This window comes from Rathayibacter sp. RFBD1, from assembly GCF_002932915.1.
In the GTDB taxonomy this organism is placed as follows: Bacteria; Actinomycetota; Actinomycetes; order Actinomycetales; family Microbacteriaceae; genus Rathayibacter.
This window is the reverse complement of record NZ_PSWQ01000028.1, coordinates 48,816-64,532: the sequence shown is the minus strand read 5'-3', so window position 1 is coordinate 64,532 and position 15,717 is coordinate 48,816. Positions and strand designations below refer to the sequence as shown.

Here is a 15,717-nt window from a genome sequence, read left to right as displayed (position 1 = left end):
CCCGCGGGGGGGGAGCCGGTGGGGGGGGAGGGCGGCGCCCGCGCCCCCGGCGGGGGGGGGCGGGGGGGGGGGGGGGGGGAGGCGGGGGGGGGGGAGGCGGTGCGCGAGGGCGGGGGGGTGGGGGCGGGGGTCCGGGGGCGGGCGGGGCTAGGGTCGAGCCGTGAGCAGGATGGGTGACGTCGCGGCAGGCGGCGGGATGCGCGGAGGGGCGCGCGGCGGGAGGATCTCGAGCAGCGATCCGGACAGCCAGCGGGAGATCAACGCGGCGGCTCCGAAGGTCGACGACCTGCTCCGGCGCATCGCGGGACTCTTCCGCGACCACCGCCCCAAGCTCACGCTCACCGTGATCCTCGTTCTCGTCGGCGCCGCCCTCACGGTGGTGCCGCCGCTCCTCACCCAGCTGGCCTTCGACCGCGGGCTCTTCCCGCCCGGCGGACGCCCGAACCTCCCCGTGCTGCTCGAGCTGGTCGGCGTCATGGTGCTGGTCTGGGCGTTCTCGGCGATCCTCGGCGTCTGGCAGACCTACCTCACCGCGACCGTCGGCAACACGGTCATGGGGGAGCTGCGCATCCGCCTCTTCCGCCACCTGCAGGCGATGGAGCTCGGCTTCTTCACCCGCACCCGCACCGGCGTCATCCAGTCGCGCCTCGCCAACGACGTGGGCGGCGTGGCCAACGTGCTCACGAACACCGTCTCGAGCGTGCTCGGCAACACCGTCACCGTGATCGCGGCCGTCGTCGCGATGCTCCTGCTCTCGTGGCAGATGACGATCGTCGCCCTCGTCCTCACTCCGGTGCTCGTCGTGGCCCAGCGCCGCGTCGGCCAGGTGAGGGCGCGCATCGCGACGAAGACGCAGGAGTCGCTGTCCGAGATGACCGCGATCACCCAGGAGACCCTGAGCGTCTCGGGCATCCTCCTGGCCAAGAGCTTCGGCCGCCAGGAGTCGGAGGTGACGCGCTACGCCGACGAGAACGGCCGCCAGATCGAGCTCCAGGTGCGGCAGCAGATGTCCGGCCAGTGGTTCTTCGCGATGGTGCAGATCTTCCTCTCCGTCATCCCCGTGATCGTGTACCTCGTGGCCGCCTGGCTGATCCTCGGCGGCACCACCGTCACCGCCGGGACCGTCGTGGCCTTCACCACCGTGCAGGCGCGCCTGATGTGGCCGCTCCTGGGCCTGATGCGCGTCGCGCTCGACCTGCAGACGGCCGGAGCGCTGTTCGCCCGCATCTTCGAGTACCTGGACCTGCGCCCGGCGATCACCGACCGCGCCGATGCACGCGAGGTCTCGGGCGAGCTCGGCCGGGTCGAGCTCGACGACGTCGTGTTCCGCTACCCCGACCAGGCGGAGGACGCGCGCCCGACGCTCGACCACGTCTCGGTCGCGATCGAGCCGGGCCAGTTCGTCGCCTTCGTCGGTCCCTCCGGCGCGGGCAAGACCACCATCTCGTACCTCGTCCCGCGCCTCTACGACGTGGCCGGGGGAGCGGTGCGCTTCGCCGGCACCGACGTGCGCGAGCTGCGGCAGGAGTCGCTCGTCTCGCACATCGGCATCGTCAGCCAGGAGACCTACCTCTTCCACGCGACGATCGGCGACAACCTCCGCTACGCCCGCCCGGACGCGACGCAGGAGGAGCTGGAGGCGGCCGCCCGCGCCGCGAACATCCACGCGACGATCACGTCGTTCCCCGACGGCTACGACACGCTGGTCGGCGAGCGCGGCTACCGGCTCTCCGGAGGCGAGAAGCAGCGGCTCGCGATCGCGCGCGTCCTGCTGAAGGACCCGGCGGTCCTCATCCTCGACGAGGCGACCAGCGCCCTCGACACCGTCTCGGAGCGGATCGTCCAGACCGCGCTCGACGACGCCGCCCGCGGCCGCACCACGATCGCGATCGCCCACCGGCTCTCGACCATCGTGTCGGCCGACGTCATCCACGTCGTCGAGGGCGGCCGGATCGTCGAGTCGGGCACCCACCGCGAATTGCTCGGCCTCGGCGGTCTCTACGCCTCGCTCTACGCGCAGCAGACGGAGTCGGCCCTCCAGGGCTGAGCCGCGGATCGGCGGCCGGACTTCGCGGGGCTACTCGCAGCCGACGCCGTCTCCGTCGCGGTCGAGCTTGCGGCTGTAGCCGGCGTCACCCGTGCGGATCGGCGCGGCCCCGGCGGCACGGACGGCGTCGCAGTTGGCGTAGAACGCCGCTCCTGCTCCTCCGGTCGAGGCGGCTGCCGGCGCTGCTGCGGCGGGGGCCGCGGCGGGAGCGACCTCGGCGACCGCGACCGGGGCGGCGGCGGCAGCTGCGGTGGCGGCGGCCTCGAGTTCGGCGATCCGGGCGTCGCGGCTCGCCAGCGTCGTGGTCGAGGTGGCGGCGTCGGCCGTCATCGTGTCGATCCGCTGCTGAAGTCCTGCGGCCGACGCCTCGGCGGCGCTCCGCTCGGCTTCGGCCCCGGCGCGCGCCTCGGTCTGCTCGTCGAGCGAGTCCTCCGCCGTGCTCAGCTGCTGCTGCACGGCCGCGAGCCGCTCCTCCAGTTCGGTCTTGTCGGAGGCGCCGCCCGCGCCGCCGAGGGCGGTTCCGACCACGAGGGCTCCGACGGACGCCCAGACCAGTGCGACGAGCGGGACGCGACGGCGACGGCGGTCCTGCTTCCGCCCCCTGTCCTTCGTCGACGGGAGCGGCGGAGGCCAGACGGTCGCGGACGGGCTGGGATCGGTCATGTGCTGCTCCTCGAGGCGGTCTCGCGCCCTGATGGTCGGGGCGCCGGGAGCATCCAACCGGCATCTGTCGGTCAGGGCAAGGCGATTCCACTCAGTGCACGTGCAGCCGGCCCGAGCGAAGGGTGGTCGTCGTGCGCGATGCCGGCGGAGAGGCCTCCACCGCTGCGGCGGCACGCGCCCTCCAGCGGCTCCGGCTCCGGCTCCGTGCACGACGTCGGCGGCGAGCACGTGCCCCTGCCCGGGTGGGGAGGCGCACCACTCTCAGCCGCTGTCGTGCGCGCCGGAGGCGGTCACTCCGCCGGGCGGTCCTCGAGCATCTGCTCCATCAGCGAGATCTCGGCCTCCTGGGCCTTCACGACGGAGGAGGCGAAGTCGGTGGCGACCGTCACGCGGCTCCGGGCGAGCAGCGCTTCGGCCATGTCGATCGCGCCGCGGTGGTGGGCGATCATCAGCTCGAGGAACATCCGGTCGAAGTCGCGGCCCGACGCGCTGCTGAGGGCGGCGATCTGGTCCGGCGTCGCGAGACCGGGCATGCTCGCCGGCACGACTCCGTCCTCGGTCCCCATCCCCATCGACGAGTGCTCGTCGGCGGCTCCGGCCAGGGTCGGCCGGCCCATCCAGGTCATCGAGGGCTCCGGAGCAGCCTGCGGCAGGCCCCACGAGTTCAGCCAGCCGAAGAGCTGCCCGGCCTGCTGCTGCTGGGTGAGCAGGATGTCCTTCGAGACGGTGAGGACCTCGTCGTCGGCGCTGCGCTCGCGGGCGATCATCGCCAGCTCGGCGCCCTGCAGGTGGTGCACCTGCATGTCGCGCGCGAAGCCCGCTTCGGCGCTGGCGCTCGAGGGCGTCGCGGCGGAGGCGAACGGGGCGAGCGCGCCGAAGAGGTAGCCGCCGGCCGCCCCGAGGAGGAGCGCGACCACGGCGACCGCGGCGACGAGGATCCGGCCCCTACTGCTTGCCGGGCGCATCGATCCCTCCGGTGCAGGGGGCGCCGGGCTCCGGAGCGCTCGAGGACTGCCAGAAGCGCTCGACGAAGGCGTCGATGCGGGGGTCCTCGGGCGAGTCGATCGCGACCTGGGCGTCCCAGGCGCTCAGCACGATGGGCGACTCGAGGCCCTCGTAGGGCGAGACGACGGAGTAGGTGTCGGGCATCGCGGCGATCAAGGCGTCGACCTCGCTCTGCGGGAGCTCGGGGTCGTAGGTGGCCCAGACGGCGCCGTGCTCGAGGTCGTGCACCGCGTTCTCGTTCGGGACGGGCTCGTCGTAGACGCCGCAGTTCATCCAGACGGCGTTGTGCGGTCCGCCCGCCGGCGGGGTCTGCGGGTAGTCGACGGCGCCGGCGACGTGGGTGGCGTCGTTGTCGAAGGTCTGCAGGCCGTCGATCTCGCGCGCCTCGACGATCTGCTGGTTCCCGAAGACGGTGACCGCGACGATCCCGCCGACGGCGAGGACGGCCAGGGCCGACAGCGACCAGATCCAGATGCGGGAGCCGCGCTTGCGGCGGTCCTGCTCGCGCTTGTAGGCCTCGAGCTTCTCCTGTCGGGCGCGGTTCTTGGCGGACATCGTGTCTTTGGGCACGGCGGCGTCTCTCGTTCTGAGGGCGGAAGGCGCCTGTGGCGGGCGCAGGCGCCTGAGAGGCGCTCTCAGAGGATAACGAGCGAGGCTTCGGATCGGATCAATGCGCGGTCAGGGGGATCTCGATGCGCCCGCGGAGCGGGCCGCTCGATCAGCGGGAGAGGAGGCCGCGGAGGAGTGGGACGGTGCGCCGTGGCTCCGCTCAGGGGGCGAAGGTGAGCCAGAGCAGCAGGCCGTTCAGGACGATGAGGAAGACGGCGGCCAGGGCGGCGGCGAGGGTGGTGAACCAGCGGTTCGTCTGGTCGCCCATCAGGCGGCGGTCGCGGGTCAAAATCACGAGCGGCACGAGCGCGAAGGGGATGCCGAACGACAGGACCACCTGGCTGAGCACCAGCGCGCGCGTCGGGTCGAAGCCGATCGCGAGCACCAGGAGCGCCGGGATCAGCGTGACGAGACGACGGGCGATGAGTGGCACCCGCACCTGGAGCAGACCGTGCATGATCTCGGCTCCCGCGTACGCGCCGACCGAGGTCGAGGCGAGGCCGGAGGCGAGCAGGCCGACGGCGAACAGGGTCGCGACCACCGGGCCGAGCGCCGCTCCGATGGCCGCGTGGGCGCCCTCGAGGCTGTCGGTCCCGGCGACTCCCGCGAGGGAGTGCGCGGCGAGGAGCAGGATCGCGAGGTTCACGGTGCCGGCGATGGCGAGGGCGATCGTCACGTCGATCCGGGTGGCGACCAGGATCCTCCGGCGCGCGCCGACGCCCTCGACGTGGCCGAAGCGGTCGCGGGCGAGCGCGGAGTGGGCGTAGATCGCGTGGGGCATGACGGTCGCGCCGAGGATCGAGGCGGCGAGCAGCACCGACTCCGAGCCCTCGAAGCGCGGCACGAGACCGGCGACGGTCGCGCCCGCGTCCGGGGGATCGACGACCACGCCGACCGTGAAGCCGACGGCGATCAGCACCATCAGCGCCGTGATCACCCGCTCGAACGGCTGCGCCCCGCCCCGCGTCTGCACGAGCAGCAGCACCAGCGAGACCGCGCCGGTGACCACGCCGCCGGCCAGCAGCGGCAGTCCGAAGAGCAGGTTGAGCGCGATCGCGCCGCCGATCACCTCGGCCAGGTCGGTCGCCATCGCGACCGTCTCGGCCTGCAGCCAGTAGGCCCGGCGGCCCCAGCGGCCGCGCAGGCGGTCGCCGAGCAGCTCCGGGAGGCTGCGGCCGGTCATCAGGCCGAGCTTCGCCGAGAGGTACTGGATGAGCCAGGCCATCAGGTTGCCGAGCACCACCACCCAGACCAGGAGGTAGCCGAACCGGGCGCCGGCCGTCATGTTGCTGGCGACATTGCCCGGGTCGAGGTAGGCGACTCCGGCGACCAGCGCCGGGCCGAGCAGGCGGAGGAGGTGGATGTCGGCCGGACGCCGCGGCGGTGCGGCGATCGGTGAGGTCATTCGGGGTCCGTTCCGGGTCGACGGCGGCGCTCGCGGACCCCCACGATAGGGCACCGGCGCGACCGGCGGCACTCCCCTCCCGAGACCGCTCCCTGTGCCTCCGCCCACCCCCGTCACACGCCCGGAGCCGGTTGCTACGCTGGCGGGATGAGCCTGGATCGCGCCCTTCCCGCACGCCCGGAGACCGGGATGGCCTACGCCGATTCGGTCCTCGACCTCATCGGCGACACCCCGCTGGTGAAGCTGGGCCCGGTCGCGGCGGGCGTGCAGGCGACCGTGCTGGTCAAGGTCGAGTACCTGAACCCCGGCGGCTCGTCGAAGGACCGCATCGCGACCCGCATCATCGACGCCGCCGAGCGCGACGGGCTGCTGAAGCCCGGCGGCACCATCGTGGAGCCGACCAGCGGCAACACCGGCATCGGCCTCGCCCTCGTCGCGCAGCAGCGCGGCTACCGCTGCGTGTTCGTGCTGCCGGACAAGGTGGGGGAGGACAAGCGCAACGTCCTCACCGCCTACGGGGCCGAGATCGTCGTGACGCCGACGGCCGTCGCTCCGGAGGACCCCGCCTCCTACTACTCCGTCTCGGACCGCCTCGCCCGCGAGATCCCCGGCGCCTTCAAGCCCAACCAGTACGCGAACCTCAACGGACCGCTCAGCCACTACGAGACCACGGGACCCGAGATCTGGCGCGACACCGCCGGCCGGCTCACCCACTTCGTCGCGGGAGTCGGCACGGGCGGCACCATCAGCGGCGTCGGCCGCTACCTCAAGGAGGTGTCGGAGGGCCGCGTGCAGATCGTCGGCGCCGACCCCGAGGGCTCCGTCTACTCGGGCGGCGGCGGTCGCCCGTACCTGACCGAGGGCGTCGGCGAGGACTTCTGGCCGAGCGCGTACGACCCGAGCGTGGTCGACCGGATCATCGCCTCCAGCGACGCCGAGTCGTTCGCGATGACCCGCCGCCTCGCCCGCGAGGAGGGGCTGCTCGTCGGCGGATCGAGCGGGCTCGCCGTCTCCGTCGCGCTCAAGGCCGCCGCCGGTCTCGGGCCGGACGACGTCGTCGTCGTGCTCCTGCCGGACGGCGGGCGCGGCTACCTCGGCAAGATCTTCAACGACCGCTGGATGCGCTCCTACGGCTTCCTCGAGATGCGCGACGAGGGCACCGTCCGCGACGTGCTCCGCGCGAGGGCGGCGAGCGGGCAGGCCGACCTCCCGGCGCTCGTGCACGCGCACCCGACCGACACGATCCGCGACGCGATCGGCATCATGACCGAGTACGGCGTCTCGCAGCTCCCGGTGCTGACCGCCGAGCCGCCGGTCGTGATGGGCGAGGTCGTCGGAGCCGTCGACGAGCGCGAGCTGCTCGACCGCGTCTTCGCCGGATCCGCCTCGATGAACGACCCGCTCGGCGACTGCGTGGGCGACGCGCTCGCGCTGATCGGGCTCGGCGAGAGCATCACCGCCGCCCGCGCCGCGCTCACCGAGCACAGCGCCCTCCTCGTCACCGACGAGGGCAAGCCCGTCGCGGTGATCACCCGACAGGACCTCCTCACCTACGCCACGGCCTGACGGCCGCCGCCTCCGCACCTCCGACCCAGGGAGCCCGCACCATGCCCAAGAAGCAGCACTTCGACACCCGCGCCATCCACGCCGGCCAGGAGTTCGATCCGACCACCGGGGCGGTCGTGCCGCCCGTCTACATGACCTCCACGTTCGTCCAGGACGGCATCGGCGGTCTCCGGGGCGGCTACGAGTACGCCCGCTCGGCGAACCCGACGCGCGACTCGCTCCAGGAGCTCATCGCCTCGCTCGAGGGCGCGGACGTCGCCTACTCCTTCTCCTCCGGCCTCGCCGCCGAGGACACCCTGCTGCGCGCCGCCCTCGCGCCCGGCGACCACGTCGTCCTGGGCAACGACGCGTACGGCGGCAGCCACCGCCTGATCGACCGGGTGCACAGCGCCTGGGGCGTGCGCAACACGGCCGTCGACATGTCGAACCTCCGCGAGGTGCAGCGGGCGATCGTCCCCGGCGAGACGAAGATGCTCTGGGTCGAGACCCCGTCGAACCCGCTGATGACCATCAGCGACATCGCCGAGCTCGCCGACCTGGCCCACGCGCACGACCTGATCGTCGTCGTCGACAACACCTTCGCCTCCTCCGCCCTGCAGCAGCCGCTGGCACTCGGTGCCGACGTGGTCGTGCACTCGACCACGAAGTACCTCGGCGGCCACTCGGACGTCGTCGGCGGCGCGCTCGCCCTGCGCTCGGGGCCGCTGGCCGAGAAGATCGCGTTCCTGCAGTTCGCGGTCGGAGCGATCTCGGGCCCGATGGACGCATGGCTCACGGTCCGCGGCATCAAGACCCTCGGGGTGCGGATGGAGCGCCACTCCGTCAACGCGCAGGCGGTCGCCGAGTTCCTCGTCGAGCACCCGGCGGTGACGGCCGTGCACTACCCGGGCCTGCCCTCGCACCCCGGCCACGAGCTGGCGAAGCGCCAGATGTCGCGGTTCGGCGGGATGCTCTCGCTCGAGCTCGCGACGCCGCGCGCCGCCCGGAAGTTCGCCGAGTCGACCGAGCTGTTCCAGCTCGCGGAGTCGCTGGGCGGCGTCGAGTCGCTGATCGGCTACCCGAGCGAGATGACGCACGCGTCGGTGAAGGGCACGCCGCTGGAGGTCTCGGAATCGCTGGTGCGCCTCTCGGTGGGCCTCGAGGACTCGTCCGACCTGATCGCGGACCTGTCGGCGGCGCTGCCGAAGAAGTAGAGGCGGGAACGCCGTCCCGCGGGGCGGCATCTCGATGGTGCGCCCGGTCCGGCCCCTGCCAGGATCGGGCGCATGACCTCCTCGCGCCGCTTCGTCGACCTCAGCCACACCGTCGCGGACGGGCTGGTGACCTACCCCGGCCTGCCCGCTCCGCGCATCCGGCCGCACCTCACCCGTGAGGCGTCCCGCGCCTCCTACGCGCCCGGCACCGAGTTCGCGATGGACGTCATCGAGATGATCGGGAACACGGGCACCTACCTCGACAGCCCGTTCCACCGCTACGAGGGCGGAGCCGATCTCGCCGCTCTCCCGCTCGAGACGCTGGTCGATCTGCCTGCCGTCGTGGTCGACGCGACCGGAGCCACCGGACGGGGCATCAGTGCGGACGCGGTCGCGGGACTCGACGTCCGCGGCGCCGCCGTCCTCCTCCGCACCGGCTGGGACGCGCACTTCGCCACGCCCGGGTACGGCAGGGGCGCCCCCTTCCTCAGCGGCGAGGCGGCGGAGGCGCTCGTCGCCGCCGGTGCGGTGCTGGTCGGCATCGACTCGGTGAACATCGACGACACGGAGTCGGGCGGATCGCGGCCCGCGCACTCGACCCTCCTCGCCGCGGGAGTGCACGTCGTCGAGCACCTCACCGGCCTCGGCGGGCTGCCGGCGACAGGGGCGCGCTTCACCGCCGTGCCGCCGAAGGTGCGGGGCTTCGGGACCTTCCCGGTGCGGGCTTTCGCGGTGGTCGACGAGCCCTGACCGGCGCAGGGCGCCCGGGCGCCTCCGGCTAACCTGGACCGATGCATCCCGCTCTCGCCGCCGTCGGCCGGCGCGTCCGGCCCCGCACGCGCCTCGCGGCGCTGGGCCGTCGTGTCCGCCCCCGCACGCGGCTGCGCTCCGCGGCCCGGCTCGTCCGCTCCGCCCCTCAGCGCCTCTCGGAGCGCCGCGCCGCCGTGATCGCCGCCCGGCCGATCGACCACCCCTCGCCCGCGCTCCGGCGCGAGCTGCTGCTGCTCGACCTGGCCAACCGCTTCTCCCGCCGCTCGGCAGTCGATCCGGCGGGCGAGGTCGTGGTGACGATGACCACGCACGGCGAGCGGCTGCAGCGGGTCCACGTGGCGCTCGAGTCGATCGCCCGCGGCGACGCCCGGCCCGCGCGCCTGGTGCTCTGGCTCGACGACCCGGCCCTGCACGCCGACCTGCCCGCGCCGCTGCGCCGCCTCCGCCGCCGCGGCGTCGAGATCCGCCTGGTCGACGGCTACCGCGTGCACACGAAGTACTACCCGCACCTGCTCTCGGGCCGGGCGGGGGAGCGCGACCTCGTCACCTCTGACGACGACATCGTGTACCCGCGCACCTGGCTGAGGGGCCTGCTCGACGCCCGCTCGCGCTACCCCCGCGAGACCGTGCTCTGCTACCGCGCCCACCGGGTGGGGATCGTCGACGGCGCCGTGGCTCCGTACACGAGCTGGACGCCGGTCGCCGACACGCGCGCGTCGACCGATGTCTTCGGCACCTCCGTCTCCGGGCAGCTGCTGCCCGCCCCGCTCCTCGGCGAGATCGCCGCGCACGGGGAGGCGTTCCGCGAGATCGCCCCGGACGCCGACGACATCTGGCTGCACGTGCGCGCGGTCGACGCCGGTTACCGGATCGCGCAGATCGAGCCCCGGGCCCAGCTGTTCCCGTTCGTGCCGCGCACGCAGCAGTCCGGGCTCTACCTCGTCAACTACTGGGACGGCGGCAACGACCGCCAGGCCCGCGCGGCCTACACGCCCGAGGTGACGGCGCGGATCGCGGCGGACGCCTCCGCGAGAGGGGAGGTGCGCTGATGCGCCTGCTGTTCGTGAGCAACCTCTATCCGCCCCAGGTGCTCGGCGGATACGAGATGACCTGTGCGCGCGTCGCGGAGGCGATGGCGGCCCGCGGCCACACCGTGCGCGTGCTGACCACGCCGACCTACCTGCCGCCGGAGCCCTCGGGCGTCGAGGTGCACCGCACGCTGAGCCTGCGCACCTACTTCCCGCTGCCGCAGACGGGCGGCGAGATCGCTCAGCTGCTGCACCACGAGAGCGCCGTCTCGCGGTTCGAGAACACCCGCATCCTGCTCGAGGAGCTGCGCGACTTCGCGCCGACCCACGTGGTGGCCTTCAACCTGCTCGGGATCGGCGGCCTCGCGCTGATCGACCTGCTGCGGACGGTGGAGGCCCCGTGGATGTGGAACCTCGGCGACCGCATCCCGAACGCCCTGGTCGACGGGCTGCCCGAGCGCGTGCTCCGCGTCTACGGCGCTCACGCCCCCGACCACTTCGACCGCGGCGAGATCGTCGCGGTCAGCCGCTCCCTCGTCGACGCGATCGAGGCCGGCGGGCTGAGCCTGGGCGAGGTCGAGGTGATCGGGCGGGGAGTGTCCGTTCCCCCCGACACCGCGGAGCCGCGGCGCTACCGCGAGGGCGGGACCACCCGGTTCACGTTCGCCGCGTCGCTGGGCGAGCACAAGGGCGTCGGGCTGGTGCTGGAGGCGGCGGCGTCTCTCGCGGAGGAGACCCGCGACTTCCGTGTGGACCTCTACGGCGACGGAGACGTGGACGGCTGGCGCGCCCGGGCGGACGAGGCGGGCCTGGACGGCCTGGTCGAGTTCCACGGACCGACGCCCCACGCCGAGGTGCTCGCCGCGCACGGCCGCGCCGACGCGTTCCTCTTCCCGACCTGGGCCGGAGAGGCGTTCGGCGTCGCGCCGGTCGAGGCGGCCGCGGCGGGCGCCGTGCCGATCGTGACGGCGGCCAGCGGAGTAGCGGAGTTCCTCATCGACGGCGTCGACTGCATCAAGATCACCCGCTCCGCCCCGGCGCTCCTCAAGGCGATGCGGGACGTGGCGAGCGGGGCGGTGGACCTCGAGGCGCTCGGTCGGCGGGGCCGGGCCGCGGCGCGCGGACCGCTCTCGTTCGAGCGCTCCGTCGAGCTGATCGAGGCCTCGCTCGAGCGCCGCTCCCGGCCGGGCCTCGCCGACCGCCTCGCCGACACCACCCTCGAGGCCGACATCATGGACAAGGATCTGCGGGCGATGGACGTGCTCCACCGCCGCTTCTCCGGACGGGACCACGACGATGACCACTGACCACGACTTCCTCCAGGACCCCGGCTCCGCGCCCACCCGGCTCGGCCGCGGCGGCGTCGTGCTCCGCGACGCGGTGCACCGGCTGGTCGCCCCCTGGTTCGAGCAGGCGCGGCTGCGCACGGAGGAGCTGCGCGCCGAGACGGCGGCCCTGCGCGACGAGGTGGCCGGGCTCCGCGGCGAGCTGAGCGCGGTGCAGGGCGACGTCTCCGTGCTGCGCGACGAGTCGGCGGGCCTCCGGGAGGCGCTGGACGAGCTCAGCGCGTCGGTCGCGGCCGACCGAGCCTCGTCCGAGGCGGCGGGTGCGGCGGCCGCCGAGCAGGCCGCCGACACCGCGGCGGCTCTCGACGAGCGCGTCCGCGGGGCCGAGCTCGAACTGCGGGCGGTCACCCGGCGCCTCGCGGAGGCGCTCGACCGCTGAGGCGGCGAGGCCCGGTCCTCGCGGCGATCAGGCGGGGACCGCCGTCCGCGCGAGCAGCTCGGCGATACGACCGGTGCAGCCGCCGCAGCCCGTGCCGGCGCGGGTCGCCCGCCCGACGCAGGCGACCGTCCCGTGTCCCGCCGCAGCCGCATCGGTGATCACCGCCGCCGTCACGCCGTTGCACCAGCAGACCGTGGCATCGGGGGCGAACGGATCGCCGGTCGCCGCGGCGCCCGCATCCGGGGCGTCCAGACGCAGGAGGCTCGACCGGTCCGCCGGCAGCTCCGAGCCCCGCTCGAAGAGGAGGCTGAGCTCGGCGCCGACCCGGGGCAGACCCACCGAGACGAACCCGCGCAGCACTCCTCCTGCGGTCACGAGCTTGGCGTAGCCGCCGCGGGCGGGGTCAGCCCACAGCGTCACCTCGAGGTGCTCCTCGCCCGGGCGGTGCGGGTCCCACGGCTCCGGGGCCACGTCGCCTCCTGCCACGAGGTCGACGCCCTCGGCCTTCAGCATCACGACCGCCGGTCGGGCGTCGGGGACGCGCTCCTCGCCGCAGCGGCCCTCCGCCTCCGCCCGGATCCGCGCTGCGAGCCGGTCCGCCTGCTCCCATCCCGGACCGATCAGTCCGCTCGGTCCGCCGGGCACGCGGCCGTCGGGCAGGGCCGAGCCGCGGGGGGCGACGTGCGCGCAGTCGCCGATCGCGAAGACGTCCGGGTCGCTCCAGCTGCGCAGCTGCTCATCGACCAGGATCCCGGTCGAGACGGCGAGCTCCGCGCCCGCGGCCAGCTCGACCCGCGCACCGACACCGCACGAGAGCACCAGCAGATCCCCCTCGATCTGCTTGCCGTCAGCGCAGACGAGCGCCTGGAAGTGCGCACGGCCGCGGTCGTCGTGCGCGAGCAGGACGCTCTCGGACCGGGCGTGCGCCACCATCTCGACGCCGGCCGCGCGGGCGGCCGCGGCCAGCATCCGCCCCCCGCCCGTGTCGAGATTGCGGGCCATCGGGATGTCGCCGTGGAAGACGACCACCACCTGCGCGCCCTGCTCGGCGGCGGCGAGGGCGAACTCGATCCCGAGCACTCCCGCCCCGAGCACGACGAGGCGCGCGCCGGAGCGCACGGACTCGCGGACCACCCGGGCGTCGGCCAGGTCGCGCAGCGCCACCACCCGCTCCGGGAGGGGCCGGGAGCCCGCGTCGAGCGACTCCGGATCGGCGGCGCGCACCGTCCGCTCGCGTCGGGACCGCTCCATCCCGGCGAGGGTCGGCACGTTCGCCCGGGCGCCGGTCGCCAGGACGAGGCGGTCGTAGGGGAGCCGCTCGCCGTCGTGCAGCCGCACGACGTTCCGCGCGCGGTCGATCCCCACGACGGCCGCTCCCAGGCGCAGGACGACGCCCGCCGCCTCCGCCGCCGTCCGGTCGCCGAGGTCGAGGCGCTCGCGGGTCGCCCGGCCGACGGCGTACTCCGCGAGCAGGACACGGTTGTACGGGTCGTCGCTCTCGGCGCCGACGACCGTCAGCGCGACCAGACCGGCCCGCACGGCCGGCAGCAGCTCCTCGACGAAGCGCGAGCCGACGGGGCCATAGCCGATCAGGACGATCCGCTCGGGAGGTGTCTCAGGCATGTGCCGTCCCTTCCGCGCGGACCCAGACCCGCGTGCGCTTGAACTCGGGCATCGACGACACCGGGTCCACGACGGCCTCGGTGAGGAGGTTCGCGCACTGCTCACCCGCGTAGTGGAAGGGCAGGAACACCGTGTCGTGGCGGATGTCCGCGGTGACGCTCGCGCGGGCGCGGACCACGCCGCGCGCGTTCCCGATCGCCACAGGTGCTCCGTCGCGGACGCCGAGCCGGGAGGCGGTCGCCGGGTGGATCTCGAGCCGAGCCTCGGGGCGGGCCGCATCGAGCTCCGCGACCCGCCGGGTCTGGGTGCCCGACTGGTACTGCTGGAGGTAGCGGCCGGTCACGAGGGTCAGCTCCTCGCCGCGGTCCACGACGCCGGGGACGGCGGGGATGACGGCGACCAGGCGCGCCCGGCCGTCGGGGTGCCCGAAGCGCTCAGCGAAGAGGCGCGGCGTCCCCGTGCCGCCCGCGGGGTAGGGCCAGTGGGCGGCGATCCCGGTGTCGAGCAGGGCGTGCGAGAGGCCGGAGTAGTCGGCCACGCCTCCCGCGGACGCGCGGGCCAGCTCGTCGAACACCTCTGAGGGGACCGCCGACCAGCTCGAGGGGGCGTCGAGACGGCGCGCCAGCTCGCTCATGATCCAGAGCTCGCTGCGCACTCCTGCCGGCGGGTCGATCGCCCGGCGGCGGCGGAGCACCCGGCCCTCGAGCGAGGTCATCGTGCCCTCCTCCTCCGCCCACTGCGGCACCGGGAGCACCACATCGGCCAGCGCGGCGGTCTCGGAGAGGAAGAAGTCGCAGACGACCAGCGTGTCCAGGGCCTCGAGCCCGGCGCGGACGGCGTCGGCGTCCGGAGCCGAGACGACCACGTTGGAGCCGTGCACCAGCAGGCAGTGCACGGAGCGTCCGAGCTCGGCGAGCAGGGCGGTGGCGGGCAGGCCCGGGCCGGGGATCGATTCGGGCGTCACGTCCCAGACGGCGGCGACGTGGCGCCGCGCCTCCGGATCGCGGATGGAGCGGTACCCCGGGAGCTGATCGGCCTTCTGGCCGTGCTCGCGTCCGCCCTGGCCGTTGCCCTGACCGGTGAGCGTGCCGTACCCCGACCCCTCGCGGCCCACCAGGCCGAGCACGAGAGCGAGGTTGATCGCGGCGGTCGCGGTGTCGGTGCCGTCGACGTGCTGCTCGACCCCGCGGCCGGTCAGCACGAACGACCGCCCCGCGGCGAGCCGGCGCGCGAGGGAGCGGAGGAGCGTGGTCGGCACGCCCGTGACCGCGGACGTGCGCTCCGGCCACCACGCCGAGACGCTGCGGCGCACCGCCTCGGCGCCGGTCGTGCGCGCGGCGAGGTAGGCGGTGTCGGCGAGGCCCTCGGCGAAGACCAGGTGGGTCAGCCCGAGCAGGAGCGGCAGATCCGTCCCCGGGGCGGGCTGCAGATGCGTGCCGGCGCCGTCCTCCGTCAGCCGCGCGGTGGCCGAGCGGCGTGGGTCGACGACCACCAGGCCGCCCCGCGAGCGGGCACCGGCGAAGTGGGCGAGAAGCGGCGGCATCGTCGCGGCGACGTTCGAGCCCAGGAGCAGGATCGTGTCGGCGTCGTCGAGGTCGGACACCGGGAACGGCAGTCCGCGATCGACGCCGAAGGCGCGGTTGCCGGCCGCCGCGGCCGAGGACATGCAGAAGCGGCCGTTGTAGTCGATCCGGGAGGTGCCGAGAGCGATCCGAGCGAACTTCCCGAGCTGGTAGGCCTTCTCGTTGGTGAGGCCCCCGCCGCCGAAGACGGCCACCGCGTCGGCGCCGTGCCGCTCCCGGACGCCGCGCACCGCCCCGGCGACCGCGTCGAGCGCCTCCTCCCACGACGCCTCCGCGAGGACGCCGTCGGCGCCGCGCAACAGCGGGGAGACCAGGCGCTGTCCGCTCGCCAGCAGCTCGGCGGAGGTCCAGCCCTTGGCGCAGAGCCCGCCCCGGTTCGTCGGGAACTCCCTCCCCTCGACCGCCACGGGTACGGGGCCCGCCGCGGGTGTCAGCGTCATCGCGCACTGCAGGGCGCAGTACGGGCAGTGGGAGTCGGTCGGGGCGGGGGCGCTCATCG

13 protein-coding genes are annotated in these 15,717 nt (G+C 74.2%); 7 read left to right on the top strand and 6 right to left on the bottom strand.

What is annotated here, in order from left to right; genetic code table 11:
- The first annotated feature begins 169 nt into the window (after nucleotides 1-169).
- Entirely contained in the window at nucleotides 170-2,047 is a 1,878-nt protein-coding gene (locus C5D50_RS16025; protein WP_104247708.1) for an ABC transporter ATP-binding protein, read from the top strand.
- A 30-nt stretch (nucleotides 2,048-2,077) separates the two neighbouring features.
- Here the strand turns inward: C5D50_RS16025 and C5D50_RS16020 are convergent, their stop codons facing one another.
- The 4 genes from C5D50_RS16020 to C5D50_RS16005 all read right to left on the bottom strand — a co-directional run bounded on the left by C5D50_RS16020 (nucleotide 2,078) and on the right by C5D50_RS16005 (nucleotide 5,729).
- Entirely contained in the window at nucleotides 2,078-2,710 is a 633-nt protein-coding gene (locus tag C5D50_RS16020) for an excalibur calcium-binding domain-containing protein (protein ID WP_104284011.1), read from the bottom strand.
- A gap of 290 nt (nucleotides 2,711-3,000) precedes the next feature.
- Nucleotides 3,001-3,675, bottom strand: a complete 675-nt coding sequence (locus tag C5D50_RS16015; protein WP_104284010.1) for a DUF305 domain-containing protein — start codon at nucleotides 3,673-3,675, stop codon at nucleotides 3,001-3,003.
- The gene (locus tag C5D50_RS16010) at nucleotides 3,656-4,285 is read right to left on the bottom strand and encodes a DUF3105 domain-containing protein (protein ID WP_244230507.1); all 630 of its coding nucleotides are present in this window, start codon (nucleotides 4,283-4,285) and stop codon (nucleotides 3,656-3,658) included. The genes C5D50_RS16015 and C5D50_RS16010 overlap by 20 nt, the downstream gene beginning before the upstream one ends.
- 199 nt (nucleotides 4,286-4,484) lie before the next feature.
- Nucleotides 4,485-5,729 (bottom strand): Nramp family divalent metal transporter, encoded by a 1,245-nt coding sequence (locus C5D50_RS16005; protein WP_104284009.1) that lies wholly within the window; start codon nucleotides 5,727-5,729, stop codon nucleotides 4,485-4,487.
- 189 nt (nucleotides 5,730-5,918) lie between these two features.
- Between C5D50_RS16005 and C5D50_RS16000 the strand changes: the two genes are divergently transcribed.
- The 6 genes from C5D50_RS16000 (at nucleotide 5,919) to C5D50_RS15975 (ending at nucleotide 12,012) form a co-directional block, all read left to right on the top strand.
- Entirely contained in the window at nucleotides 5,919-7,295 is a 1,377-nt protein-coding gene (locus tag C5D50_RS16000) for a cystathionine beta-synthase (protein WP_104234473.1), read from the top strand.
- A gap of 41 nt (nucleotides 7,296-7,336) precedes the next feature.
- Nucleotides 7,337-8,488, top strand: a complete 1,152-nt coding sequence (locus C5D50_RS15995) for a cystathionine gamma-synthase (RefSeq protein WP_104224345.1) — start codon at nucleotides 7,337-7,339, stop codon at nucleotides 8,486-8,488.
- Between the two features lie 72 nt (nucleotides 8,489-8,560).
- Nucleotides 8,561-9,238, top strand: coding sequence for a cyclase family protein (locus C5D50_RS15990; protein ID WP_104284008.1), 678 nt, complete (start codon nucleotides 8,561-8,563; stop codon nucleotides 9,236-9,238).
- A 41-nt stretch (nucleotides 9,239-9,279) separates the two neighbouring features.
- Nucleotides 9,280-10,308, top strand: a complete 1,029-nt coding sequence (locus tag C5D50_RS15985) for a glycosyltransferase (RefSeq protein ID WP_104284007.1) — start codon at nucleotides 9,280-9,282, stop codon at nucleotides 10,306-10,308.
- Entirely contained in the window at nucleotides 10,308-11,594 is a 1,287-nt protein-coding gene (locus tag C5D50_RS15980) for a glycosyltransferase (protein ID WP_104284006.1), read from the top strand. The genes C5D50_RS15985 and C5D50_RS15980 overlap by 1 nt, the downstream gene beginning before the upstream one ends.
- Nucleotides 11,584-12,012 (top strand): hypothetical protein, encoded by a 429-nt coding sequence (locus C5D50_RS15975; protein WP_104247711.1) that lies wholly within the window; start codon nucleotides 11,584-11,586, stop codon nucleotides 12,010-12,012. The genes C5D50_RS15980 and C5D50_RS15975 overlap by 11 nt, the downstream gene beginning before the upstream one ends.
- Nucleotides 12,013-12,039: 27 nt before the next feature.
- Here the strand turns inward: C5D50_RS15975 and C5D50_RS15970 are convergent, their stop codons facing one another.
- Both C5D50_RS15970 and C5D50_RS15965 read right to left on the bottom strand, forming a co-directional pair.
- Entirely contained in the window at nucleotides 12,040-13,635 is a 1,596-nt protein-coding gene (locus C5D50_RS15970; RefSeq protein ID WP_104227174.1) for an NAD(P)/FAD-dependent oxidoreductase, read from the bottom strand.
- Entirely contained in the window at nucleotides 13,628-15,715 is a 2,088-nt protein-coding gene (locus tag C5D50_RS15965; RefSeq protein ID WP_104284005.1) for a molybdopterin oxidoreductase family protein, read from the bottom strand. The genes C5D50_RS15970 and C5D50_RS15965 overlap by 8 nt, the downstream gene beginning before the upstream one ends.
- Nucleotides 15,716-15,717: the final 2 nt, after the last annotated feature.

Coding starts and splice junctions, on each gene's coding strand:
- C5D50_RS16025 (WP_104247708.1), top strand. CDS start 170: ATGGGTGACGTCGCGGCAGGCGGCGGGATGCGCGGAGGGGCGCGCGGC.
- C5D50_RS16020 (WP_104284011.1), bottom strand. CDS start 2,710: ATGACCGATCCCAGCCCGTCCGCGACCGTCTGGCCTCCGCCGCTCCCG.
- C5D50_RS16015 (WP_104284010.1), bottom strand. CDS start 3,675: ATGCGCCCGGCAAGCAGTAGGGGCCGGATCCTCGTCGCCGCGGTCGCC.
- C5D50_RS16005 (WP_104284009.1), bottom strand. CDS start 5,729: ATGACCTCACCGATCGCCGCACCGCCGCGGCGTCCGGCCGACATCCAC.
- C5D50_RS16000 (WP_104234473.1), top strand. CDS start 5,919: ATGGCCTACGCCGATTCGGTCCTCGACCTCATCGGCGACACCCCGCTG.
- C5D50_RS15995 (WP_104224345.1), top strand. CDS start 7,337: ATGCCCAAGAAGCAGCACTTCGACACCCGCGCCATCCACGCCGGCCAG.
- C5D50_RS15990 (WP_104284008.1), top strand. CDS start 8,561: ATGACCTCCTCGCGCCGCTTCGTCGACCTCAGCCACACCGTCGCGGAC.
- C5D50_RS15985 (WP_104284007.1), top strand. CDS start 9,280: ATGCATCCCGCTCTCGCCGCCGTCGGCCGGCGCGTCCGGCCCCGCACG.
- C5D50_RS15980 (WP_104284006.1), top strand. CDS start 10,308: ATGCGCCTGCTGTTCGTGAGCAACCTCTATCCGCCCCAGGTGCTCGGC.
- C5D50_RS15975 (WP_104247711.1), top strand. CDS start 11,584: ATGACCACTGACCACGACTTCCTCCAGGACCCCGGCTCCGCGCCCACC.
- C5D50_RS15970 (WP_104227174.1), bottom strand. CDS start 13,635: ATGCCTGAGACACCTCCCGAGCGGATCGTCCTGATCGGCTATGGCCCC.
- C5D50_RS15965 (WP_104284005.1), bottom strand. CDS start 15,715: ATGAGCGCCCCCGCCCCGACCGACTCCCACTGCCCGTACTGCGCCCTG.